Origin of the sequence: Brachybacterium sp. p3-SID957 (genome assembly GCF_025144775.1) — a bacterium.
Taxonomy (GTDB): Bacteria; Actinomycetota; Actinomycetes; order Actinomycetales; family Dermabacteraceae; genus Brachybacterium; species Brachybacterium epidermidis.
Genome location: NZ_JALXKT010000051.1, coordinates 1 through 22,980, shown reverse-complemented (window position 1 = coordinate 22,980; position 22,980 = coordinate 1). Strand labels below are relative to the sequence as shown.

General features: G+C 70.2%; 22 protein-coding genes and 1 riboswitch. Of the genes, 15 read left to right on the top strand and 7 right to left on the bottom strand.

The window, feature by feature from the left end; genetic code table 11:
* Positions 1-17: 17 nt before the first annotated feature.
* Together M3B01_RS10970 and dnaK are read right to left on the bottom strand one after the other, a co-directional pair.
* Positions 18-746: a nucleotide exchange factor GrpE gene (locus M3B01_RS10970; protein ID WP_259792076.1), complete on the bottom strand. Its 729-nt coding sequence runs from the start codon at positions 744-746 to the stop codon at positions 18-20.
* Positions 746-2,623: a molecular chaperone DnaK gene (gene dnaK, locus M3B01_RS10965; protein WP_259792075.1), complete on the bottom strand. Its 1,878-nt coding sequence runs from the start codon at positions 2,621-2,623 to the stop codon at positions 746-748. The genes M3B01_RS10970 and dnaK overlap by 1 nt, the downstream gene beginning before the upstream one ends.
* A gap of 455 nt (positions 2,624-3,078) precedes the next feature.
* Here dnaK and M3B01_RS10960 point away from each other — a divergent pair, with 455 nt between their 5' ends.
* The 8 genes from M3B01_RS10960 to M3B01_RS10925 all read left to right on the top strand — a co-directional run bounded on the left by M3B01_RS10960 (position 3,079) and on the right by M3B01_RS10925 (position 11,792).
* Entirely contained in the window at positions 3,079-4,764 is a 1,686-nt protein-coding gene (locus tag M3B01_RS10960) for a hypothetical protein (protein ID WP_259792073.1), read from the top strand.
* Between the two features lie 150 nt (positions 4,765-4,914).
* Positions 4,915-5,598 (top strand): hypothetical protein, encoded by a 684-nt coding sequence (locus tag M3B01_RS10955; protein WP_259792078.1) that lies wholly within the window; start codon positions 4,915-4,917, stop codon positions 5,596-5,598.
* Between the two features lie 223 nt (positions 5,599-5,821).
* Positions 5,822-6,655: a spermidine synthase gene (locus M3B01_RS10950; protein ID WP_259792072.1), complete on the top strand. Its 834-nt coding sequence runs from the start codon at positions 5,822-5,824 to the stop codon at positions 6,653-6,655.
* 321 nt (positions 6,656-6,976) lie between these two features.
* Positions 6,977-7,567 (top strand): DUF6318 family protein, encoded by a 591-nt coding sequence (locus M3B01_RS10945; protein WP_259792071.1) that lies wholly within the window; start codon positions 6,977-6,979, stop codon positions 7,565-7,567.
* Positions 7,560-8,651 (top strand): PKD domain-containing protein, encoded by a 1,092-nt coding sequence (locus M3B01_RS10940; protein WP_259792070.1) that lies wholly within the window; start codon positions 7,560-7,562, stop codon positions 8,649-8,651. Before M3B01_RS10945 ends, M3B01_RS10940 begins: the two co-directional genes overlap by 8 nt.
* A 352-nt stretch (positions 8,652-9,003) precedes the next feature.
* Entirely contained in the window at positions 9,004-10,830 is a 1,827-nt protein-coding gene (locus tag M3B01_RS10935) for an HNH endonuclease (protein WP_259792069.1), read from the top strand.
* Positions 10,831-10,914: 84 nt separating this feature from the next.
* Entirely contained in the window at positions 10,915-11,397 is a 483-nt protein-coding gene (locus M3B01_RS10930; RefSeq protein ID WP_259792068.1) for a hypothetical protein, read from the top strand.
* Positions 11,394-11,792, top strand: coding sequence for an SRPBCC family protein (locus M3B01_RS10925; protein ID WP_259792067.1), 399 nt, complete (start codon positions 11,394-11,396; stop codon positions 11,790-11,792). The genes M3B01_RS10930 and M3B01_RS10925 overlap by 4 nt, the downstream gene beginning before the upstream one ends.
* A gap of 107 nt (positions 11,793-11,899) precedes the next feature.
* On the opposite strand, the gene M3B01_RS10920 is transcribed toward M3B01_RS10925, so the two are convergent.
* Both M3B01_RS10920 and M3B01_RS10915 read right to left on the bottom strand, forming a co-directional pair.
* A complete protein-coding gene (locus tag M3B01_RS10920) occupies positions 11,900-12,319 on the bottom strand; it encodes a VOC family protein (protein WP_259792066.1) in 420 nt (139 codons plus the stop codon).
* A 111-nt stretch (positions 12,320-12,430) separates the two neighbouring features.
* Positions 12,431-13,294 carry a MerR family transcriptional regulator gene (locus M3B01_RS10915; RefSeq protein WP_259792065.1) on the bottom strand — a complete coding sequence of 288 codons (864 nt, stop codon included), beginning with the start codon at positions 13,292-13,294 and terminating at the stop codon, positions 12,431-12,433.
* A gap of 95 nt (positions 13,295-13,389) precedes the next feature.
* On the opposite strand from M3B01_RS10915, the gene M3B01_RS10910 reads away from it, so the two are divergent.
* Positions 13,390-13,836, top strand: a complete 447-nt coding sequence (locus tag M3B01_RS10910; RefSeq protein ID WP_259792064.1) for an NAD(P)/FAD-dependent oxidoreductase — start codon at positions 13,390-13,392, stop codon at positions 13,834-13,836.
* A 23-nt stretch (positions 13,837-13,859) separates the two neighbouring features.
* Here M3B01_RS10910 and M3B01_RS10905 read toward each other — a convergent pair whose 3' ends face one another.
* Complete coding sequence (locus M3B01_RS10905; RefSeq protein ID WP_259792063.1) at positions 13,860-14,459, bottom strand: trans-aconitate 2-methyltransferase; 600 nt, start codon at positions 14,457-14,459, stop codon at positions 13,860-13,862.
* 220 nt (positions 14,460-14,679) lie between these two features.
* Between M3B01_RS10905 and M3B01_RS10900 the strand changes: the two genes are divergently transcribed.
* Positions 14,680-15,960, top strand: coding sequence for a glycosyltransferase (locus tag M3B01_RS10900; protein ID WP_259792062.1), 1,281 nt, complete (start codon positions 14,680-14,682; stop codon positions 15,958-15,960).
* 26 nt (positions 15,961-15,986) lie between these two features.
* Positions 15,987-16,745: a PIG-L family deacetylase gene (locus M3B01_RS10895; RefSeq protein WP_259792061.1), complete on the top strand. Its 759-nt coding sequence runs from the start codon at positions 15,987-15,989 to the stop codon at positions 16,743-16,745.
* A 46-nt stretch (positions 16,746-16,791) separates the two neighbouring features.
* Here the strand turns inward: M3B01_RS10895 and M3B01_RS10890 are convergent, their stop codons facing one another.
* Together M3B01_RS10890 and M3B01_RS10885 are read right to left on the bottom strand one after the other, a co-directional pair.
* Positions 16,792-17,493, bottom strand: a complete 702-nt coding sequence (locus M3B01_RS10890) for an endonuclease/exonuclease/phosphatase family protein (protein WP_259792060.1) — start codon at positions 17,491-17,493, stop codon at positions 16,792-16,794.
* On the bottom strand, positions 17,493-18,584 hold the full coding sequence (locus tag M3B01_RS10885) for an ADP-ribosylglycohydrolase family protein (RefSeq protein WP_259792059.1): 1,092 nt from the start codon (positions 18,582-18,584) through the stop codon (positions 17,493-17,495). The genes M3B01_RS10890 and M3B01_RS10885 overlap by 1 nt, the downstream gene beginning before the upstream one ends.
* Before the next feature lie 160 nt (positions 18,585-18,744).
* Between M3B01_RS10885 and M3B01_RS10880 the strand changes: the two genes are divergently transcribed.
* From M3B01_RS10880 to M3B01_RS10865, 4 genes are all read left to right on the top strand, one after another.
* A complete protein-coding gene (locus tag M3B01_RS10880; protein WP_259792057.1) occupies positions 18,745-19,539 on the top strand; it encodes a hypothetical protein in 795 nt (264 codons plus the stop codon).
* Between the two features lie 35 nt (positions 19,540-19,574).
* Positions 19,575-21,587, top strand: coding sequence for a M13 family metallopeptidase (locus M3B01_RS10875; RefSeq protein WP_259792055.1), 2,013 nt, complete (start codon positions 19,575-19,577; stop codon positions 21,585-21,587).
* Positions 21,588-21,591: 4 nt separating this feature from the next.
* A complete protein-coding gene (locus tag M3B01_RS10870) occupies positions 21,592-22,170 on the top strand; it encodes a hypothetical protein (RefSeq protein WP_259792054.1) in 579 nt (192 codons plus the stop codon).
* Between the two features lie 14 nt (positions 22,171-22,184).
* Positions 22,185-22,292, top strand: a riboswitch (TPP riboswitch).
* A gap of 51 nt (positions 22,293-22,343) precedes the next feature.
* Positions 22,344-22,940, top strand: coding sequence for an ECF transporter S component (locus M3B01_RS10865; RefSeq protein ID WP_259792052.1), 597 nt, complete (start codon positions 22,344-22,346; stop codon positions 22,938-22,940).
* Positions 22,941-22,980 lie beyond the last annotated feature (40 nt).

The window sequence follows — 22,980 nt, the reverse complement described above, 5'->3', positions numbered from 1 at the left end:
CCTACGGGGTCTGCGGATCAGGCGGGTCCGCGGGTCCCCACGCGGGCCGGCCGCAGCACGCGCTCGTGCATGCGGTAGCCGGGCTGCACCACCAGGGAGATCGTGGCCTCGTCGGCCTCGTCGTCCTGCTCGTGCATGAGTGCCTCGTGCAGGGTGGGGTCGAAGGTCTCCCCCACCGCCCCGAAGCGGTGCAGACCGTGGCCGGCCAGCACCTCCTCGAGCTTCTGGGTGATCGAGTGGAACGGGGTGCCCTCGGCGATGTCGCCGTGCTGGCGCCCCAGCTCCACGTCGTCCAGCACGCCGATCAGCGAGGCCAGGACGCGGCCCACGGCCGCCTCCTTGCCGGTCTCGGCTGCGGCCTCGATGCGCCGACGGGAGTTGACGTACTCGGCCTGGTCCCGCTTGAGCTGCTCGCCCAGACGGTTGACCTCCTGCTCGAGCTCGCTGATGCGGGCCTGCTCCGGGGACGCGCCGGCGGGCTGCTCGCCCTGCTCCGGCTCGCCCTGGGCAGCCTGCTCGTAGAGCTTCGCGGCCTCCGCGTCGATCGGGTCGACGGGGGCTGCCGAGGCATCCGCCGGGCTCTCGCCCTGCGGGGCCTGCTCGGCCGAGCCGTCCTGCGCGGGGGCGGGGCCCGACGGGCGGACGCTGCCGTCCGTCGGGTCCACCTTGCGCTTGTCGGTGAACGAGAACCTCGGCTCGCCCTCAGGGCGCTGTGCGTCGTCGGGAGTGCTCCGGTCCTCGTTCATCACTTGTTCTCCTCGTCCTCGTCCACGATCTCGGCGTCGACCACGTCCTCATCGGAGGAGGCGTCACCGGCGGGCTGCTCGCCCGGGGTACCGTCGGCGCCGGGGGCACCCTGGGCGCCCTCCTGCTGCGAGTAGATGGCGGTGCCCACGGTCTGCAGGGCCTCGTTCAGCGCGTCTCGCTTGGCCTCGAGGTCCTCGGTGGAGGCGTCCTCCTTGGCCAGGGTGTCCTTGGCCTCCTTGATGGAGTCCTCGGCCTTGGTGCGGTCGGCGTCGGAGATCTTCTCGCCGTTGTCCTTGATCAGCTTCTCGCCCTGGTAGACGAGCTGCTCGAGGGTGTTGCGGGCGTCGGCGTTCTTGCGACGCTCGGCGTCCTCGGCGGCGTGGGCCTCGGCGTCCTTCACCATGCGGTCGATGTCCTCGTCGGACAGGGCCGAGCCGCCGGTGATCTGGATGGACTGCTCGTTGCCGGTGCCGCGGTCCTTCGCGGTCACGTGCACGATGCCGTTGGAGTCGATGTCGAAGGTGACCTCGATCTGGGGCATGCCGCGGGGGGCCGGGGCGATGCCGGTGAGCTCGAAGGTGCCGAGCAGCTTGTTGTCGCGGGTGAACTGGCGCTCGCCCTGGAACACCTGGATGGCGACGGAGGGCTGGTTGTCCTCGGCAGTGGAGAACACCTCGGAGGTCTTGGTGGGGATGGCCGCGTTGCGCTCGATGAGCTTGGTCATCACACCGCCCTTGGTCTCGATGCCCAGGGACAGCGGGGTGACGTCCATGAGCAGGACGTCCTTGCGCTCGCCCTTGATCACCGCGGCCTGCAGGGCAGCGCCCACGGCCACGACCTCGTCGGGGTTGACGCCCTTGTTGGGCTCCTTGCCGCCGGTGAGCTCCTTGACGACCTCGGTGACGGCCGGCATGCGGGTGGAGCCGCCCACCATCACCACGTGGTCGATCTCGGACAGGGAGATCCCGGCGTCCTTGATCACCTGGTGGAACGGGGCCTTGGTGCGCTCGAGCAGATCCGAGGTCATGTCCTCGAACTGGGCGCGGGTGAGCTTCTCGTCCAGGTGCAGCGGGCCGTTCTCGGTCATCGACAGGTACTGCAGCGAGATCGAGGCGGAGGTGGAGGAGCTGAGCTCCTTCTTGGCCTGCTCGGCGGCCTCCTTGAGGCGCTGCAGGGCGATGCGGTCCTTGGAGAGGTCCACGCCGTCCTTGTTCTTGACCTGGGAGATCAGCCAGTCTACGATCTTCTGGTCCCAGTCGTCGCCACCCAGGCGGTTGTCGCCCGCGGTGGCCTGGACCTGGATGGTGGAGCCGTCCTCGTCCTTGCTCACCTCGAGCAGGGAGACGTCGAAGGTGCCGCCGCCGAGGTCGAACACCAGGATCTGCTCGTCGTCCTTGCCCTTCTCCAGGCCGTAGGCGAGGGCCGCGGCGGTGGGCTCGTTGATGATGCGCAGCACGTTGAGGCCGGCGATGGTGCCGGCGTCCTTGGTGGCCTGGCGCTCGGAGTCGCTGAAGTAGGCGGGGACCGTGATCACGGCGTCGGTGACGGTCTCGCCGAGGTAGCTCTCGGCGTCCTTCTTCAGCTTGCCCAGGATGCGGGCGGAGATCTCCTGCGGGGTGTAGGCCTTGTCGTCGATCTGGGCGGTCCAGTCGGTGCCCATGTGACGCTTGACGGAGGAGATGGTGCGGTCGACGTTGGTGACGGCCTGGCGCTTGGCCACCTCGCCCACGAGGACCTCGCCCTGCTTGGAGAACGCGACCACCGACGGGGTGGTGCGGGCGCCCTCGGCGTTGGCGATGACGGTGGGCTGGCCGCCCTCGAGGACGGCGACGCAGGAGTTCGTGGTTCCGAGGTCGATACCGACGACACGGGACATGTGTGCCTGCCTTCCTGCGACCTTCTGGTCGCGTGTGGTTCATGCATCCGCCGGGATCGGCGGGGAGACTGAGTGATAGCGACTCAAGTAGAGATCGCGAGCCGCTCCTTGTCAATCTGCGACGCACTGAACTTGAGTACACATGGCTCAACCTCCGTGCAGGGGCACATATTCCCGGGCGCAGGAAGTGATCACGGACACGTCCGTCGTCGCCGATCAGGCCCGCCTCGATCCGGCAGGCGCTGCGCTTAAGCTGGGCCAGCTCCTCGGCGCGGGCCGCGATCTCGCGGTCGAAGAGCCTGCGCCCGCGGGCGGGCTGTTGCTCGCCGTTCACGGCTCCATCCACCATCACCTCGCACCGGGTCGCGTGCGTTGGGACATGACGGGGCCGACCGCTCGGTGTCCTCCCGGCGCGGCCCCGCACCAGCTCGCCGATCTCATGGATCATGGAAGGCGTGAACCCTTCGATCCGCCGCCCGCAGTCCGCCCGACCCGACTCCCCCGGTCCCGTCCCGCGCCGCACCCTGCCGCGTCGTCGCCTGCTGCAGTCCGCGATCGCTCTGCCCCTGGCCGGTGGCGTGCTCGCCGCGTGCGATGGTGATTCCGAGAGCTCGGCCGGCGACGGCGGCCAGGAGAGCAACCCCGACGTCGTCCAGCGCTCCACCGAGACGGCGGGGGTGCTTGCTCCTGACGCCAATGCGGTGACCGCTGCCTCCTTCACCTCCTCCCCCGTGGCCGTGGTCGCCGCGAACGAGGATGCCGCTGTGCTCGCCCCGGCCGCCTCCGCCGCGATCGCCATGGGCGTGCCGCTGCTGGTGGGGGACGCCTCCGCCGTCGCCGAGACCCTGGCCTCCCTCGCCGCCGAGGCAGCCCTGACCTTCGGGGAGATCGAGCTGGACGGCGTGGACGTGGTGCGCGGCAGCAGCGACCCCGACAAGCTGTCGGAGTCGACTCGTCACGACTTCTCCGAGCGTCGGCCGATCGCGGCCGAGGACCTTCCCGCCGAGCTGCGCGGCCTCGAGCCCGGGGCCGGCGTGCTGCTGACCATCGGCGAGGACCCACTGCCCGGCGAGGAGCTCGACGGCGAGCGGAGGCTGCCCGATGTCGAGCCCGCCGCCGGTGACGCCGCCCCGGTGGCGCTCGCGGCCGCCGGGGCCGAGGTGCCCGTCGGCGCCCTGGCCGCGGCACTGGCGGCCGGCGCGACGGTGACCGAGCTGCCGCACCCTGACCCGCGCGTCTCGGCGGAGTCGGTGGAGGCGGTCACCGCAGCCGGTGGCCCGGTGCTCGCCCTGGGCCCGGAGTTCGGCGAGCAGTTCGCCGAGCGCGTGGAGATGGCGCGCACCCAGCCGCAGGCGCCGGGGGGCGGCCAGCTGGTGCTGCCCGGCAAGCGGATCATCGCCCTGTACGGGCACCCGGGGTCCCCGGTGCTCGGAGTGCTCGGCGAGCAGGGACCCGAAGAGTCGGTGACGCGCGCCGAGGAGCACGCCGCCCCCTACCGCGAGCTGACCGAGGACGTGGTGGTGCCGTCCTTCGAGATCATCGCCACCATCGCCTCCTCGAGCGCCGGACGTGACGGCCAGTACTCCAACGTCTCCACCATCGACCACCTGCGTCCCTACGTGGATGCCGCCGCCGAGAACGGCATGTTCGCCATGCTGGACCTGCAGCCGGGCCGCACCCACTTCCTGGAGCAGGCCAAGCTGTACGAGGAGCTGCTGTTGGAGCCCCATGTGGGCCTGGCCCTGGACCCGGAGTGGCGGCTCAAGCCCGATCAGGTGCACCTGAAGCAGATCGGCTCCGTGGAGGCCGCGGAGATCAACGAGGTCTCCGCGTGGCTTGCCGAGCTGACCCGCAGCAACGACCTGCCACAGAAGATCCTGGTGCTGCACCAGTTCCGCCATTCCATGATCCGCAACCGGCAGGATTTGGACACCTCCTTCGACGAACTGGCGATCATCCTGCACGCGGACGGGCAGGGCGATCAGGGGTCGAAGACCGCCACCTGGGAGGCGCTCAAGCAGGATCTGCCCGAGGGGATCCACCTGGCGTGGAAGAACTTCTACGATGAGGACATCCCGATGTTGGATGCCGAGCAGACCTTCCAGGTCGAGCCGACCCCCGTCATGGTCTCCTACCAGTGACCACCTGAGATGGGAGTCATGAGCGGCCCGCCCCCGTCACCGGGCACGGCATCTGCCGTATAGGCTCCCGAAGTACCTCGACTCGACACAGTCCCGCCTCGGCCCGACGATCACGACGACGGCCCGCCCGACTCCAGTCGCTACCAGCACCTGGACGGCGGTGCGGTGCGCCGCTCCGCCGAGGCGCTGCAGCGTCGGATCGCCTCCCGCTTCCCCGACCGCGGACTGTGGGAGGTGTGCGGGGAGGTGGTGGCGCTGGTGGACGAGGTCAACGCGGGCTCGGGCATCAGCCGTCGTCGGGTGCGGCTGGCGAGGCTGCTGTCCCGCATCGCGATGCTCGTGGTGGTGGCGTTCCTGGGTGGTGCGGTGACGCTGGCCGCGATCGACGTGGCCGAAACGCCGGGAGCCCTGGCCCCGGTGGATCTACTGCCACTGATCGAGACCATCATCAACGATCTGGTGTTCGGCGGGATCGCCGTGTTCTTCCTGTTCACGGTGCCCGAACGGATGGAGCGGGCACGGGTTCTGCGCATCCTGCACCGGCTGCGCTCCCTCGCCCACGTGATCGACATGCACCAGCTCACCAAGGTCCCCGAGCGCCTGGAGCGCTCCTCCCGCGAGGACGGCGGCCTGGGCATGAGCCGCGCCGAGCTCACCCGCTACCTGGACTTCTGCACCGAGATGCTGTCCCTGGTGGGCAAGAGCGCCGCCCTGTTCGCCGAGGACACCACCGACGGGGACGTGCTGGATGCTGTCGAGGGCATCGAGACCCTCACCTCGGACATGGCCCGCAAGGTGTGGCAGAAGATCGCGATCATCCAGCAGGAGAACTGAGGGGGCCGTCGGTCAGGAGCGTCGCACCGAGTGGAGTGGGTCGCTGCCTTCCAAGAGTCACTCGCCGGCGGTGAGACCCCGGCAGCGCCCCCGCCGATGCGCTCGATCGGCGGCCAGCACGCCCGATCGGCGGCCAGTGCACTCGATCGGGCCGCTCCGACCGGCGCCTGATCGGGCCGCGCCTGACCGGCGCACTTGATCGGGCCGCGCGACAATGGGGCGCGTGAACGCTCCTGATGCCCCCTTCCCCGCCCGCCGCTCGGCCCGGCTCAGCCATTCCGGCCAGGAGGCCTGGATCGTGGCCGACGAGGTGGACGAGGGCTGGGTGCTGCAGATCGGCGGCATCGACCAGTCCCATGTCGACCTCGCCGATCCCACGCGGGTGGTGCATGAGTACCTCAGGCGCATCGCGAACGTCCTGGATGCGTTCCGGCCCGGCGGGGAGCCGGTCCGAGTCCTGCACCTGGGCGCCGGAGCTCTGACCCTGCCCCGGTACGTACAGGCGACTCGTCCCGGATCGCCGCAGACGGTGGTGGAGATCGAGCGGGAGCTTCCCACGCTGGTCACAGGTGCCCTGCCACTACCGGCGGGCACGCAGCTGGACGTGGTGATCGGCGATGCGCGGGAGTCTCTCGCCGAGATGACACAGGCGCGGTTCGATGCGATCGTGCTGGACGTGTTCTCCGGCGAGGAGTCACCGGCGCACCTGGCCACGCGGGACTTCTACACGGAGGCTCTTCCCCACCTGGAGCGCGACGGACTGCTGGTGGTGAACGTCGGCGACGACGCGGGCCTGCGCTTCGCCGCCGGTCAGGCGCGCGAACTGGAGCACGCCGCGGCCGAGCACGGCCTGTCCGGAGTGTGGATGCTGGCCGACTCGGGACTGGTCACTCACCTGCGGGAGGGGAACCTCGTGCTGGTGGCGGGTGGGGCCATGTCGTCGTCGAAGGCGGAGGACTGGCGCTCCGCATGGAATGCCGCGGGCCCGCACCCCGCAGCGGTGCTGGATCCGATGGAGACCGCCGACTTCGTCGAACGGGTCCTCGGCGAGGCGTGAGCGCGGACGGGGCGGGCAGTCAGCGACGAGTCGTGAGAGGGGGCAGGGACCTCGAGCGACGAGCCGTGCGCGGCCAGACGTGCGCAACGCAATGAGCGCTGCGAGCGGTGATGGGCCCCTGTCGCCCAGGATCGCAAGCCGCCCCGGTTATCCACATTCCCCGTACCGGGTGGCCGTCACGATGTGGCCGTCGTTACTGTGCCGGGTGACCGCAGTTCTCCCGGAAGGCTCCCCATGCATCGTCGGATCCTGGCCTCAGCAGCCGCAGCAGCCCTCACGTTCGGCCTCGTGTCCTGCGGCGATGAGGGCGAGAACGGCACCGTGACCACACCCCCGCCGAGCGTCTCCGTGGGCGGCAGCGACGGCGGCGGGGATGCCCCCAGCGACGACGGCGGCTCGACCGATGGCGACGGCAACGACGCGAGCGACGGCGGCGGCGGCGACTCGACCGCAGCCGCCCCCGACATCCCCGCACCCGACCCCGCCGACTACCCCGGCATGGACCAGAACACCCCGGAGGGCGCGGAGCAGGCCTTCCGGTACTACGTGGCTGTGATGATCTGGGGATACCAGACTGGGGACTCAGGCCCACTCAGTGATCTACATGACTCAGAATGTCAGACTTGTACGCTTAATGCGGAAACAATCCAGGGCCTCAACGCTGAAAATAAATACTGGTCAAGCGTCGACGTTGAGGATATTGGTACCTCCACATTCGATTCCGAAAGCTTTGACATAGAAGTAGGCTACACATTCTACTTATCCGCCCACGACGAACCAACCCCCGGCTCCGACAAGGTCGCCCAGAAGCCACGCACTAAGTTTATTTCCGCCGCCGCTATGAGCTTCGATGATGGACAATGGGTTGTCGAGTCTGCGAGGTTCACCCCCGACGAGGCCCCGAATGACTAAGAGAACCTCAGTTACATATCTGCGGGTGGCGCTATGGGGAATCATCACCGTTTTCGCCATTACCATCACTTTGCCACAGCAAGCTTCTGCTTTAGGTTCCATCGCCGAAGATGACAAGATCAAGGTTTCGGATGAGGAAGTGGATAATTCAACTTCTGGGGATCGGAATCGCCGCGCTCCTGACACAGAAAAAGCCCTACATGGCAAGGAGGCTGGATCGACTTCCGGTACACCCGGCCAAGTCCTCCGTGACTTCACTTTCAGCCGTCGCGCAGCCGCCCATGGCGGCTATGACTGCAGCAGGGATGCGAACGGCTATCAGAGCTGCACCGCATCCCGGACCGCGTGCACGGCCGCTCCGGACTACACCATCACCGACGGCGACATCGTCGCCCGCGCCAGGCCCAACCACAATGCTGGCCCCGATCAGGTGACGATGGAGTCCGTCACCCGCAATATCAGCAGCGGGCGAGAAACCAGCAACGGATACTCCTGTGTCACCCCAGGAAGCGCAGTCCCGGCGAACGCGGCCTCACCTGGGGGCGAGCCAGTGGTGATCACCGTGACCCGGCGAGATTTCGCCGAACTCCCCGTGCAGCCCCTGGCCGCCAACGCTGGTCCGGAGGAGGGGTGGCTGCCAGTGAACATGGTCAATGTCCTGCACACGAACCCCGAAGCACAGACCCTTGACACCGAACTGCTCGGGGTGCCCGTCCAGGTGCGCGCCGTACCGATCGAGTACCACTGGGACCTCGGAGACGGGAACACCATCACCACCACGAAGCCGGGCGAGCCCTTCCCCTCGGAGCAGGTCACCGCCACTTACTCTCACGAGGGCTGGTACGACATCACCCTCACCACCACGTTCGCAGGCCAGTTCTCCGTCGACGGTGGCGAATGGCAGGACATCGACGGCACCATCGAGATCGCCTCCGATCCCGTCGAGATCTTCTCCAAATCCCTCGAGTCACGGCTCGTCAACAGCGATGTCCCCGTCGATGAGGACACAGATCCCTGGATCCCCGCGCGCAGCCCCGAGACAGAGGGCCCACGCGACCCCGAAGCCACCCACCGAGAGATCTGATCGACCTCCCAACAGCAGTCCAAGTGCAGCGGGCCCGTTACCGGACATCCGGAAACGGGCCCACTCGCATAGAAGGCCGCACACCGGGGAGCGGGGTGAGGGATCGGCCTATGAAAACGACGGGACGCCGTTGTCGTCGGCCCCACGGACGAACTGTCCCCGCACACTGCTGGAGGTTTCTCCACAATGGCAGATCATCCACAATCCCACCCACAATGTGGATGGAGCATTGAAGTTCCTCCCCATCCCCGTGTTATCCACAAGGCGGATTTTCATCGCGTGACCAGCAGTTTCGGAATCCCCACCGTCAGATGCGCTTCGTTTGTCAGTGCGGATGCCTTGAATGGATGCCATGGATACCTCGCGCACGCCCCAGGGCGAATCGAATCCCGGTCCCCAGCCGGTGATTCGTGATGCGCTCACAAGGGCCGTGGAGCACGCGGTCGCCATTCCGGCGGGTGGAGCGGCCCGCGACGTTCTCGCAGAGATCCTCACCCGTGCGCTCGTTGCATTCACGAGCACCCACGCAGTGGTGGATCCGGTCGTGCGCACCACAGCGGATTCTGCCGAGGAGGCGCTGGCGGTGGTGGCGGGCATCGAGCAGGTCCGCTCCAGCCTCGCGGCCATGGATGCCATCTGGCAGGTCACTGCTGAACAGCGGATCCGCGCCGCAGATGCCGCCCGCAACGTGCCGGAGAAGAACCAGGGCCACGGCACCTCCAGCGAACTGGCGATCGCTCGCCGCGTCTCTCCTCACGCCTCTTCGCTGTCGCTGAGCTCTGCCCGCCGTCTCGTCACGCACATGCCGGCCACCCTCGACCATCTCGCGACGGGCCGCATCACCGAGCAGACCGCCCAGTCCATCTCACGCACTCTGGACGGTGCCGCCCCAGCCACCTGCACCGAGGTGGACGCCTGGATTGCCGAGAACCACCACCGTCTGGACGGCCTGGGGACACGGAGGGCGTCCCAGCTCGTGCGCGAGCTCGCTCAGAAGGTGGATCCCTCCGAATCCCGCGCCCGCGCGGAGCGCGCAGCCCGCGCACGGAACGTCACGATGCACCCCCTGGCCGACGGCATGGCACGCATCAGCGCGACTCTGCGAGCGCTTGATGCCGCCGCCGTGATGAAGGTTCTGACCACGTCAGCTGAATCTCAGCGGAACGCCGGCAGTCGCGTCCCCCACCAGGCACTTCAGGCCGACCACCTGGTCTCCAGCATCCTCGGCGCCCCGCTCACGCGCCAGGAGGCATCCGACGGCACCGAACAACCCACGTCAGCCGGGCAATCACCCCACAATCAGTCCTCCGGCGCCCAGACGCGCACCCCTCGGATCCGGCTCGACGTGGGCATCGTGATCACGGACCGTGCCCTGCTCTGCGGCGAGGACGAAACCGAGGTCGCGCGTATCGAGGGCTACGGCCCGGTACCCGCCCACATCCTCCTCGACACGATCACCGGGTCGCCCCCGGGCACCATCCACCCAAGGCAGAGCAGCACCGACGACGGCCCCGACCCCGACGGCGGTTCCGACGACGGTCCCGGCGCCCGTTCCGACCCCGGCCCTGACGACTGCACTCCCGTCACCACCGCTCCGCCAGGAGAGGAGAGCTGGGGAGATCTGGACGACCTGGAGAACTCCTCCCCCGTCCCGGAGCACCCGGACATCGACGTGAGTGCCGTGTTCCGCCGCCTTTACACCCATCCCTCCACCGGGGAGCTGGTCGCCATGGAATCCACCGCCCGGGCATTCCCTGTCGGCCTAAAGCGGATGATCCGCTGGCGCGACGAGACCTGCCGCACCCCGTGGTGCAACGCCCGCATCCGCCACCTCGACCACATCATTCCGGCCGCCGCGGGCGGGCCCACCAGCTACGACAACGGCCAGGGGCTGTGCGCCCGATGCAACTACCTCAAGGAGCACGGCACCTGGGATCTCACCTCCAGTCCGCCGGGCTCGCCACCGCACATCAGCTGGCGCAGCCCCCACGGGGCACGGGGCAGCTCCCCCACCCCGCACTCGGAATCCCCACGTCCACCCGAGCCGTCCGACGGCCCAGTCCTGAGGGTGGCAGATGCGCCAGGCCACCAGCCGGATCCGGTGCCGGGCGAGCGCGACATCGGCAATAGGGCGGGCGACCAGGCGACCGGCGCAGAGGAACCTGCCGACGGCGGCTGATCCGTGCGTCCGCTTCGTTCGTCACATCCCGTCCGTAGCGTCGCCAACGCAAGGTCAGCAGTGCACCGACCCCCAGGAGGAGCGATGTCCCCCACGACCCACCTGCATGGCCCGACAACCGATCTGCATGGCCCGGCGACCGATCTGCATGGCCCGACGACCGATCTGCATGGCCCGACGACCGAACTGCATGGCCCGACGACCGATCTGCATGACTGCTCGACGCTCACGGCGCAGCGCGACGTCATCCACCGGCTGCTGATCAACGCTCGCCCCGCACTCGCCCACCGGGTCCACGAAGGCCCCAGCGGCGCCCTAACGATCGGGCTTCCCGGCGGCGGCACCATCGAGATCGGCCGCATGCGGCGGCGCGGTGATCCGCGCTGGGTCGTGGTCGCGCCCTGCGGCTCCCACCTGCCCGGCCGTGTGAGGATCACCGACTCCCGCACGGCGACGGGCATCGTCAGGGCCGTCCTGCGCGCACTCGACGAGCTCGCTGCGGACGGACGAATCCTCGGTCGGCCCCACGGCCACCCGTCACTGGCGCCTGCTACGGTCACCGCATGAGCGAGACCCGACATGTCACCGCGATCATCGACCGTCCCGCCAACGCGGTCTACGACTTCGCACGCGACCCGAAGAACCTGCCGCGCTGGGCCTCCGGTCTGGGCGGTACGGATGTGCAGCACGAGGTCGAGCAGTGGTCCATGAACACCCCCATGGGCCGGGTCCTCATCAGCTTCGTCCCGGAGAACCCCTACGGCGTCCTCGATCATTCAGTGACCCTGCCCTCCGGCGAGTCCACGCTCAATCCCATGCGCGTGATCCCCCTCGACGAGCAGCGCAGCGAGGTCGTCTTCACGCTGCGCCGCGGAACCATGGCCGACGAGGAGTTCGCAGCGGATGCAGAGGCTGTCGCGGAGGATCTCGCGGAGCTCAAGCAGATCCTCGAGCAGGCCTGACCTCTCGCCGCTCTCTCCCCGGTTGGCCTCTCGGCCCCCTCTCGCCGATTGGCCTCTAGCCTTCCTCTCGCCTTCCTCGCGGGGTCTCTCGCGGTTCTCTCGTCTCGCTATCGATCCCGCGAGGACAGCACGCAGAACTCGTTGCTCTCCGGGTCGGCGAGCACCGTCCAGGTGACCTGCTCGTCGTCCTGTCCCACGTCGACCCGGGTCGCCCCCAGGTCCAGCAGTCGCTGGATCTGCGCCTCGCGGTCGTCGTCCACATGCGCCGCCAGATCGATGTGCAGGCGGTTCTTGACCTGCTTTCCTTCGGGAACGGGCACGAACACCAGGCCCGGGGACTGCCGATGCCACCTCTCGGCCGGGATCGGCGCCTCGACGTCGTACCCATCGGGCAGGCCGCCAGGAATCACGCACACTTCCTCGTCGTCCTCATAGACGATCTCGCCGTCGAGAACCTGCGCCCACCAGCGGGCCTGGGCGTGGATGTCGAGGCAGTCGATCACCAGGGTGTACCAGCGCAGCTTCATGTCAAGTCCCTCCATCGGGGCGGCCCGGGGTGGGCCGCGGTGCGATGTCCACGCTACGCATCGACGCCCGGTGACGCGAGGGACACCGGGCGTCGAGCAGTCCTGCTGGGGTCACTCCCAGCCCGCGGTCTCTGGATCCACACCGTGTGCTCGGGCCGCAGCCTCGATCACCTCGCGCAGCCACGCAGCGAGCCCCTCGGACCTGCGGTCGTAGTGCGCCGTGAAGCGCTCGTCCTCGGTGTACATGCGGCCCAGCACCACATGCATCGACGCAGTGCAGTCGTAGTGCTGCGAGATCGAGGCACGGTGTCGCTCGGCGAGCGCGTTCGCCTCCTCGCTCCCGGGCTCCACGCCACGGTTCATCGCCTCGGTTAGGTCGGTCTCCAGCGCGGCGGTCTCCTCAGCCACGCGCGTCCAGTCCGCGGCGGTGAAGCCTCGCGTGCGCTGCACGGACTGCTGCCACTGCTCGGTATCGCCCCACCGCTCGCGTGCCTCGTCCTGCCAGGCCGGATCCCAGTCGGTGCCGAAGATCCGGCTCTGCTCCTGCGGGCTCAGGGTGATGCTCCGGTCCTCGGCTGGGGTGCGCGGGTCACCGCTGATCGGGCCGGCACTGCTCGGGGTGTCGTTCATGGGGGTGGTCCTCTCGATCATCTCGTCGACGGCGCGGGCCGCCTTCTGGAGCCGGCCGATGCGCTCCGCCAGGAGCGACCGCTGGCGATGCAGGTGCTCGCGGGGATCCACCTCGGGATCATCGAGGATCCTGGCGATCTCGGCGAGCGGCAGACCGATCTCGCGGTACACCAGCACCCGGTGGATGCGCGCGATGTCCTCCGCGTCGTACAGCCGGTAGTCCGACCAGCTGCGCGCACTCGGTCGCACCAAGGCGATCGAGTCCCAGTGGTGGAGGGTGCGCACGCTGACGCCCACCAGCTGGGCCACACGGCCCACGGTGAGCGGCTGCTGCTTCTCGGTCATGGCCCCACCTTCCTGCCTGACGTCGCGTCAGGGTCAAGCGCCGTGCCCGCCTCACCGGCACCGTGCCACCACACCCCGTCGGATGGATTCCCATCATGAAGCGCCAGCTCACCACGCGCATCCTCGGCGCCGGCGTGGCCGGCCTGACCATCGCCATCGCCCTGGCCAGCGACGGGCACGACGTCGAACTCATCGGCGAGGGCGGCGCGGCTCGCAGCCATGGGGTGATGGTCCTGCGGGGCACGCCCCCCCCGGAGGCGCCGCTGGAGGTCTCCGAGAGCTGGGGCGGCCGCCGGCTGTTCGGCATCACGCCGCTGGCCGGGCACACCGGCGACCACTGGCGGCGGCGATCCGCGCATCGCCCGACGTCGGGGCGGCGCTGCGCACCTGCGCGCTGGGTTGCGCACTGCCGGCCAGGCATGGCGGCTGGGTTCGGCGTCGATGCTCCACCTCGCGATGGTCGACCCTCGACCCGCGCTGCGCGACCGCGCGGTGGCGGGGCTGGGAACGCTGGTGCCCGGGGAGCAGGCCGCCTGAGCTGAACCTCGCGGAGGCGGCCCGGCTCTCAGCGGAGCTTACGGGCCAGGGTGGTGATCACGTGCCAGTGCTTCTTGTCGGCAAGGAACCGCCCGTCCTCATCCCGGACCGAGCGGTCGATCACCTGGAAGCCGCGGAACTTCGCGTCGATCTCCTCGAGGGTGAGGGTGGCGATGTCGCGGCGTTCCGCCCAGGAGTCGTTCACCCCGAAGAAGTCCACCGCGATCACGCCCCCGCGAGGCAGCGCATCGACGAGCTTGGGCCAGGTGGTGGCCAGGCCGTCAGCCCCCAGCAGGCCCAGCGTGTACGTGGAGTACACGATCTGTGCGCTGGGGAACTCCTCCACGTCGGTGATGTCGGTGTGGTGGAAGTTCACGGATCCGGTCATCCGCTCGTTCTCCACCAGGCGTGATGCGATGGTGTCATCGGCGTCATAGGCGTGCACGGTCCAGCCGCGGCGGGCGAACTGGAGGGAGTCGGCTCCCGCGCCGGCCCCCAGGTCCAGCACCACGCCGGCTGCGCGGTCGCCACCGGCCGCGGCGATCGCCTTGGACACCAGGCGGCGCGCAGGGCGCCCTGCCGCATGGGCGTTCAAGGTCGCCCAATCAACCTTCTCGGCCGTTTCCATGTCTCTCACGCTGACGGATGGCCGTGCATGTTTCAACTTCACGTGACCCAGGCCGCGTCATGTTTCGTCACCGGCGAACACGACTCCGTGGGATGTGCGGCTCACGCGGCACCCGGCGCCCACGCCGGCGCCGACACCTTCGCCGACACCGGCGCCGACACCCGGCGCCGACGACGCACGGCGGGTGTCGCAGGGAGCACCGCTCCTTAGGATGATCCCCATGCCCGACGCCCCACTGCGCATCGCCGCGGTGTCCCTGCACACCTCCCCGCTCGCCGAGCCCGGAGGTGATGATGCCGGGGGCATGAACGTGGTGATCCTGGAGCAGTCGCGCGCCCTGGCCCGGGCCGGCCACCGGGTGGACGTGTTCACCCGTCGCTCGGACCCCCGCGCACCGGCCGTCATCGAGGCGGCCGACGGCGTGCGGGTGCACCACCTGGACGCCGGGCCGCCGGCCCCGCTGGCCAAGAGCGCCATGGAGCAGGCGATCGATCCGTTCCGCACGCAGCTGCGCCGGGCCATGAGCGAGAACCGGGCCGACGCCGACGACGCTCCCTGGGACCTGATCCATTCCCACCACTGGTTCAGCGGCGTGGCCGCCCTGCCTCTCGCCGGGGAGCTCGGGATCCCCCACCTGCAGTCCTTCCACTCCGTGGCCGCGCCCGAGGACTCGGCGCAGCTTGACGCCGGGGAGCCGGCCGAGTCCTCCGGCCGCATCCCCGGGGAGCGCCTGGCGGCGCAGCGCTCGGACCTGGTGGTGGCGGTCTCGGAGGCGGAGGCCCGCACGGTCGCCGAGCGGTACGGCGTGCCCGGTGAGCGCCTCACGGTGGTGCGCCCCGGCGTCGATGTGGTGGGCTTCCATCCCGGCTCGCCAGGTGCCGTCCGTGCGCCCGGCACGGGTACCGCGCGCCCCGGTGATCGCTCTCCCGGGACCCCGCACACCCTGCTGTTCGCCGCCCGCCTGCAGCCGCTGAAGGCCCCCGACCTGGCCATCGAGGTGCTGGCCCGCCTGGATCCCGCCCTGGAAGCACGCCTGATCCTCACGGGCGGGGTCTCCGAGGACTTCCGCCACTACCTGGGCGAACTGCAGAGCACTGCCGACGAGCTGGGGGTCGCGCACAGGGTGGAGTTCGTCGGGCCCCGCAGCCGCGAGGACCTGGCCCGCTTGATGCGCGAGGCCGATCTGCTGCTGCTGACCAGCTGGTCCGAGACCTTCGGCCTGGTGGCGCTCGAGGCGCAGGCCAGCGGCACTCCGGTCGCGGCCTGGTCCGGGGCCGGCGGGGTGCGGGAAGCCATCGCCCCGGCCGGGATCGTGCTGCCCAGTCGCGACCCCGACGTCTGGGCCGAGGCCGTTCAGTCCCTGCTGTCGGACCGGCAGGCCCACGAGACAGCAGCGCGGGAGGCGCGGCGGTTCGCCGAGTCCCGCACCTGGGAGGCCAGTGCGCAGGTTCTCGCCGCGCAGTACGCCCGCCTGGTGCGCCCCGGTGGCGCGCCCGCCTGAACACATCCGAAACCCGAGGAGATGCTGTGAGCACCGATCCCTGGTCCCTGCTGGAGCAGGCCCGCATCGTGCTGGCCGTCCACGCTCACCCTGACGACGAGTCCCTGGCCACCGGGGCCCTGCTGGCCGCCCTGGCCCGCTCCGGCACCCGGGTGGTGCTGGTGACCGCCACCCGCGGGGAGGAGGGCGAGGTGGTGCCGGGCAGCATCCCTGAGGGCGATGGCCGACCGCTGGATCAGATCCGGGCCCAGGAGATCGACGGGGCGTGCGCGCCGCTGGGCATCGAGTCCCGGCACATGCTGGGCACGCCGCCGGCCCTCGCCGGGGGCGGGTCGCCGCGCGTGTACCGCGACTCGGGCATGCGCTGGATCCGGGAGGGGCTGGCAGGCCCTGCGGAGACCGCCGGCCCGGAGAGCTTCACGAAGCGTCCTCTTCAAGAGGCCACCGGGGATCTGGTGGCCCTGATCGAGCAGCTGCGACCCGATGTGCTGCTGGGCTACGACGACGCCGGCAGCTACGGGCACCCGGACCACGTGCACGCCCATCACGTCACCGCCGCGGCCGCCGAACGCACCCGCACACCGTTCCTCCAGTTCGCGAGCGAGCCGGAGGATCCGGACTTCGTGTGGCGGGAGCTGCCGGGATGCGCCGATCAGGTGGAGGCCGCCCTGCGCTGCTACCGCACCCAGCTGACGGTGCGCGGACGCGACGGCGAGAGGGTGCTGATCCGCCATGTCGGCGGGCAGGACGACGTGATCGAGATGCGGTCGGGGCTGCGGGGCTGAGCGCGACCCCGGTAGACGGCGCCCGTCCCGCGCGCTCGTCTCGGTCTCAGAGACTGACGTCCACGATCGTGGGCAGGTGGTCGGAGGCACCGGCCAGGCGGGCCTCGTCGACCGAGTCGGTGGCGCGCACCGCGCGGGCGTCCCGCACCCGCACCCCCTCGCTCACCAGGATCGCGTCGATCCGGCGCTTCGGGGCCGACGCGGGGAAGGTGTGCTGATCGGTGCCGGCCGGGTCCTGCACCAGGGCATCCAGCAGTCGGCGGGCGGGCCCATCGGCCGTCTCATTCAGGTCCCCGCCCACGATCACGGGGGCACCAGCGGCGCTGACCAGGGCCTTCACGTGCTCGGCGTGGCTCATCCGGTTGTCCTGCTGCAGGGCGAAGTGGATCGAGGAGACCACCACCGCTCCCCCGCCCGGCACCGAGATGCGTGCCGCGGCCACACCGCGGGGGTAGGTGGAGTTAAGGTCGCTGAGCTGCTGGGCGACGGGGTGGGCGCCGCGGCGGATCACGCGGGAGGCCACATCCTCGGTGGCCAGGATCGCCAGGCCCCTCCCACCCAGGCCGCCCACCAGGATCTCCATCCCCACCTGGCGGGCGAACCAGCGCAGACGCGTGGTGGGCAGCACGAAGCGCGGCGCCTCCTGCACCAGCAGCACGTCCGGGGCGAGGTCGCGGGTGGCCTCGATGAGGGCGGGCAGGTCACCGCGCAGCTCCCACAGGTTCCAGGAGCAGATCCGCAGGTCCATTAGGGGGTCCTTTCCGTCGGGCGCTCGGGCGGGGTCACGTGCTGCCCGGGACTCGCGTGCTCCGCAGGGATCGCATGCTCCGCGGGGATCACCCGCTCCACCAGGGCGATGAGTTCGTCCACCTCGTAGCCGGGCCAGCCGAACAGCTGCCGGCGCCATTCCGGCGGCACCGCCTTGGCGCCGACGGCCGCGCCCATCAGTGCACCGGTGATGCAGGCGACCGTATCGGTGTCGTAGCCGGCGCGCACGGCGCTCTCGAGGCTCTGCACCAGCGCCTCGCGCCGGGCGAACTTCCCACCCGGCAGCGGCAGGGTGGCCGAGATCGCCGACCACGAGGCCTGGAAGGCACCCACCACCCAGCCGTTGCGGCGGAAGGTGGCGGGGGTGGCGGCCTCGGCCTCCTCGATCCGGGTGCGCCACAGGGCGGCGCGCTCCGCGCTGAGCCGGCCCAGGCCCACCCGCACGTCGATCTCCCCGGTGAGCACGGCATGCCGCACCGCGAGGCCCCACAGCATGCAGGCCTCGGTGACATCGGGGTGCACGTGGGTGAGACGGCACACGGCGTCGATCCCCGCGGCGGCGTCGTCCTCGGAGTGCAGCAGGTACGGCATCACGGCGGCGTGGGTGCGCATCAGGGAACCGTTGCCGGCGATGCGGGGCAGTTCCTCGTGGGCGCTGAGGGCGGCGGCCCGGAAGTCCGCCGCACGCGGCGCGAAGTGGCCGTCGGCCAGGGCGCGGTCCACGGCGCGTCGCACCACCGTGGAGGTCAGGCCCCCGATGTCCGGGGTGCCCAGCGACCACGAGTACCACTCGCGGGCGATCTGGTCCTGGGCGGCCTCCAGGCGCAGGTCGTGCAGGCCCGAGATAGCGGCGGCCGCCTCGAGCACCACGATCGCCATCGCGGTGTCGTCGGTCCATTCGCCCTCCTGCCAGCCCAGCACGCCGCCGCCCAGCATCTCCACGTCCTCGGAGTCCGGGATGGGGGCGAGGAACTCGTAGGGGGCGCCGAGCGCGTCACCGGTGGCGGCGGCCACCACGGAGCCGATGGCGCGGGAGCGCTGCGCGGCGTCGAGCCCCGCCCCTGGTGCCATCGTGCTCTCCGATCTGTGTGGATCCGTGCGATCCCTGTGCGCGCCGATCCGCGGATCCGCGGATCGTCGCCGTCATCGTGACATGTCGCCATGGTGACACGTCGGGCTCCGGTCGCGGACCCTCCGGACGGCTACCCTGGTGGGGACCCGAAGGAGCTCCATGACCGCGACCCCGCAGGCGGCCGATCACGGCTGTGCAGACCCGCACGACCACACCGGCCACGACCATCCTCCCACTGGGGCCGACGTGGTGCGCGATCTCGTGCGCGGGCTGTCGGTCCTGGCGCTGGTGCTGCCCGCGCTCGGGCTGGTGCTGCTGCTGGCGATCCTGCCGCTGGCCCCCTCCAGCATCCTGGTGCTGGCGCTCGGTCTCGCGCTCGGTGCCGCGCAGCTGCTGGTGCTGGTGGCCACCAGCCTGTTCGTGGCACGCACCAAGCCGCGCCTGGCGGTGAACCCCGGGCTGACGGCGGTGCGCTCCGCCGCCGAGGAGGCCCTTCGCGTGGCCGCCGTGCTGCTGGCGCTGCTGCTGTGGCCGGACGACGCCCGCTCCGAGCTGGGCGTGTGGCTGGGGGCAGGCGCGGCACTGGTGTGGCTGGCCCTGGCCACCGCACAGACGGTCTCCACCCGCTTGCGCATCTCCCGGCCCTCGGAGTGGTCGAAGCAGGCCGTGGCCACCTTGCTGAGCGAGCGCGTCACGCCTCGCTCGACCGTGCTCATGCGCCTGCTGGACGTGCTGGGCACGGTGCTGTTCCAGCTCGGTGCGACCGTCCTGGTGATCCTGGCTCCGGTGATGGTGGTGGGCACGGCCGTGCTGTCCATCGGCTCCGGCCTGGCCACCCTGGTGCTGCAGCGCCGCACCCCCGCCGAGCGCCTGCGCTCCCCCTGGGCCTACGCGCCCTTCATCATCGGCCTGCTCACCCTGGGCCTGGCGGTCCTGGGTCTGACCGCGCTGTGAAGCTCCCTCATCCGATCCTCGAGGAGACATTCGATATGACCTCTGCCGCCCCCGAGCATTCCCTGCCCTCCGGCCTGGACCTCGCTCACGTCGATGAGGGCATCCGCATCCAGGACGACCTGTTCGGCCACGTCAACGGGGCCTGGCTGGAGTCCCACGTGATCCCGGCGGATCGCTCCAGCGACGGCGCCTTCCACGCCCTGCGGGACCTGTCCGAGGAGCGCGTGCGGGAGATCATCGAGGAGGCCGCGGCCGATGAGGACGCCCCCGCCGACAGCGAGCACGGCCGCATCGGCGCGCTGTACCGGATGTTCATGGACACCGTGGCCATCGATCAGGCCGGAGCGGCGCCGCTGGAGGGCCTGCTGGAGCAGATCACCTCGGCTGCTGACCTTCAGCAGGTGGTGCGCACCATGGCCGCCCCGGACTCGGGCACCAGCGCGCTGCTGGCCTACGTGTGGACCGACGACCGCGACTCCACCCGCTACCAGGTGAAGCTGCACCAGGGCGGGCTTGGCCTGCCGGACGAGTCCTACTACCGCGAGGACCGCTACGCCGACGTGCGCGCCGCCTACGTCGAGCACCTGTCGGCGCTGGCGGAGCTGGCGGGCCTGCCGGGCCGCGAGGGGCTGCCCTCGGGCGATGCCGCCGAGCTGGCCCGGATCGTGCTGGACTTCGAGACCCGCCTGGCGGCCTGCCACGTGGACGTGGTGCGGGTGCGCGACCGCGAGAAGTCGAACAATCCCATGGATGCCGAGCAGCGCCGCGAGCTGGCCCCCGCCTTCCCCTGGGACGCCTACGTCGAGGGCACCGGGGCCCCGGCCGACGCCTTCGACGTGGTCTCGGTCAGCCAGCCCGAGTTCGTGCAGGCCGCCGCCGAGCTGCTGGCCGGTGAGGATCTCGCGGTGCTGCGGGCCTGGCTCGCGGTGCGGGCGGTCAGCGCGTACGCCCCGTACCTGGCCTCCGCCTTCGTCGAGGAGGACTTCGACTTCACCGGCCGCGTCCTCAGCGGCGCGGAGGAGCTGCGTGAGCGCTGGAAGCGGGGCGTGGCCTTCGTAGAGGGCACGGTGGGCTTCTCGGTGGGCAAGGAGTACGTGGCCCGCCACTTCCCGCCCTCCCACAAGGAGCGCATGAACGAGCTGGTGGACTCCCTGCTGGAGGCCTACCGCGAGTCGATCTCCACCCTGGAGTGGATGTCCCCGGCCACCCGCGAGAAGGCCCTGGTGAAGCTTGCGAAGTTCACCCCGAAGATCGGCTACCCGGACACCTGGCGCTCCTACGAGGGCCTGGAGATCACCGAGGGGGACCTGGTGGCGACCGTGCGCGCCTCCCGCCGCTTCGACGCCGCCTTCGAGTACGCCAAGGTGGGCGGTCCGATCGACGAGGACGAGTGGCACATGACCCCGCAGACGGTCAACGCCTACTACAACCCCGGCCGCAACGAGATCGTGTTCCCGGCCGCAATCCTGCAGCCGCCGTTCTTCGATGCCGAGGCCGACGACGCCGTGAACTTCGGCGGCATCGGCGCGGTGATCGGCCACGAGATCGGCCACGGCTTCGATGATCAGGGCTCCAAGTACGACGGCGACGGCAACCTCGCCTCATGGTGGACCGCGGAGGACCGCGCCGCCTTCGAGGACCGCACCACCGTGCTGATCTCGCAGTTCTCCGAGCTGTCCCCCCGTGAGCTGGACGACCAGCACACCGTCAACGGTGCCCTCACCATCGGTGAGAACATCGGCGACCTGGGCGGTCTGGGCATCGCGCTGAAGGCATACCGCGCCCGCGTCGCCAAGGACGGTGGCGAAGCACCTGTGCTGGACGGCTGGACCGGGATCCAGCGGGTGTTCCTGTCCTGGGCCACCGTGTGGCGGGGCAAGAACCGTCTGCAGGAGGCGGTCCGTCGCCTCGCGGTGGACCCGCACTCCCCCGCGGAGTTCCGCTGCAACATCACGGCTGGCCACATGGACGACTTCTACGAGGCCTTCGACGTGCGCGAGGGCGATGCGATGTACCGCGCGCCCGAGCAGCGCGTGACGATCTGGTGAGCTGATGGCCAGGCCCAACGCCCCGTTCTACGTGGGCACCACCCGGCCCGGCTCCGTGGGCTGGACCAGGATCGCGGTCACGCTGCTGGCCGGGGTGGTGCTGGTGGTGGTGATGGCCACCCGGCCCCAGCCCCTGGCCCCCGTGCTGCTGGTGAGCGCAGCGATCGTGTTCGCGGGCCTGGCGCTGTGGACCTGGATGTGCCAGTGGACCCGGTTCATCGTGGACGAGCACGGGGTGACGGTGAGCCTGGGCGGGTTCTGGCCCCGGCCGCCGTGGCCGCTGCAGGACTTCCGCACCGTGCAGCTGCGGGAGATCCCGCCCTCCACCATCGGCGTGACGGTGGGCGGGTACGGCTGGCGGTGCGGCCGGGTGATGGCCGCACGCCCGGCGGACCTGCGACCGGTGGGCCGCGGGAAGATCTTCACCACCGCCGAGGTGCAGCGCCGCAGCCGGATCCTGGTGACCCGCGCCGGCACCATGGTGGAGATCGTGGGTCGCGGCGAGTCCGACTACCTGTTCTCCCCCACCGATCCGATCGCCGCCGCCGAGGCCGTGGAGCAGGCGATCCGCGCCAGACGCTAGACTGTCCGCTGGTCATCTGCTGACAGGGGAGCACCAACGGGGTGCTGAGAGTGCGCCGCAGGGCGCAGACCCTCGAACCTGATCCGGTTCATACCGGCGTAGGGAGTCGGGATTTCCGCGCCGGACGGCTGATCCGTCCTCGCGCGCCCCTTCCAGCCATGGAAGGAGTGGAGATGCACCGTTCACACACCACCCGCTACCGCACGGTGGACCTGCTGGTCACGGTGGTCATCGGGGTCGCCTTCGGGGTGGCGTTCCTGGGGTACGGCCAGCTGTACACCCTGATCGGGCCGCTGACGACGGCCTTCAAGCCCGCTGAGGGCCTGCTGGCCGGGATCTGGTTCCTGCCGGCGATGCTGGCCGCTCTGATCGTGCGCAAGCCCGGTGCGGCCCTCGGGGCGGAGATGATCGCTGCAGTGCTGTCGATGCTGCTGGGCAGCCAGTGGGGCTGGGGCACCGCGATCTCGGGCCTGATGCAGGGCGGCGGCGTGGAGCTCGCCTTCCTGTTGACCCGCTACCGCCGCTTCACCCTGCCCGTCGCCATCCTGGGCGGCGTGCTCGCGGCCGTGCTGGAGTGGGGCTACGAGAAGTTCGCCTACTACATGGAGATGAGCTGGTCGTTCTCCTTCATGATGCTGGCGTTCTTCCTGCTTTCCGGGGCGGTGCTGTGCGGCCTGCTGGGCTGGGTAGCCACCCGCGCGCTGGGCGCCACCGGCGCGCTGGATGCGATGCCCGCCGGGCGTGACCGGCAGCCGGTGTCCTCGACGTGATCGCGTGACGTCCCTGTCGCTGCACGGACTGCGGTGGGGG

Coding starts and splice junctions, on each gene's coding strand:
- M3B01_RS10935 (WP_259792069.1), top strand. CDS start 9,004: ATGGATACCTCGCGCACGCCCCAGGGCGAATCGAATCCCGGTCCCCAG.
- M3B01_RS10940 (WP_259792070.1), top strand. CDS start 7,560: ATGACTAAGAGAACCTCAGTTACATATCTGCGGGTGGCGCTATGGGGA.
- M3B01_RS10875 (WP_259792055.1), top strand. CDS start 19,575: ATGACCTCTGCCGCCCCCGAGCATTCCCTGCCCTCCGGCCTGGACCTC.
- M3B01_RS10885 (WP_259792059.1), bottom strand. CDS start 18,584: ATGGCACCAGGGGCGGGGCTCGACGCCGCGCAGCGCTCCCGCGCCATC.
- M3B01_RS10900 (WP_259792062.1), top strand. CDS start 14,680: ATGCCCGACGCCCCACTGCGCATCGCCGCGGTGTCCCTGCACACCTCC.
- M3B01_RS10870 (WP_259792054.1), top strand. CDS start 21,592: ATGGCCAGGCCCAACGCCCCGTTCTACGTGGGCACCACCCGGCCCGGC.
- M3B01_RS10930 (WP_259792068.1), top strand. CDS start 10,915: ATGTCCCCCACGACCCACCTGCATGGCCCGACAACCGATCTGCATGGC.
- M3B01_RS10970 (WP_259792076.1), bottom strand. CDS start 746: ATGAACGAGGACCGGAGCACTCCCGACGACGCACAGCGCCCTGAGGGC.
- M3B01_RS10915 (WP_259792065.1), bottom strand. CDS start 13,294: ATGACCGAGAAGCAGCAGCCGCTCACCGTGGGCCGTGTGGCCCAGCTG.
- M3B01_RS10880 (WP_259792057.1), top strand. CDS start 18,745: ATGACCGCGACCCCGCAGGCGGCCGATCACGGCTGTGCAGACCCGCAC.
- M3B01_RS10905 (WP_259792063.1), bottom strand. CDS start 14,459: ATGGAAACGGCCGAGAAGGTTGATTGGGCGACCTTGAACGCCCATGCG.
- M3B01_RS10920 (WP_259792066.1), bottom strand. CDS start 12,319: ATGAAGCTGCGCTGGTACACCCTGGTGATCGACTGCCTCGACATCCAC.
- dnaK (WP_259792075.1), bottom strand. CDS start 2,623: ATGTCCCGTGTCGTCGGTATCGACCTCGGAACCACGAACTCCTGCGTC.
- M3B01_RS10890 (WP_259792060.1), bottom strand. CDS start 17,493: ATGGACCTGCGGATCTGCTCCTGGAACCTGTGGGAGCTGCGCGGTGAC.
- M3B01_RS10925 (WP_259792067.1), top strand. CDS start 11,394: ATGAGCGAGACCCGACATGTCACCGCGATCATCGACCGTCCCGCCAAC.
- M3B01_RS10865 (WP_259792052.1), top strand. CDS start 22,344: ATGCACCGTTCACACACCACCCGCTACCGCACGGTGGACCTGCTGGTC.
- M3B01_RS10910 (WP_259792064.1), top strand. CDS start 13,390: ATGAAGCGCCAGCTCACCACGCGCATCCTCGGCGCCGGCGTGGCCGGC.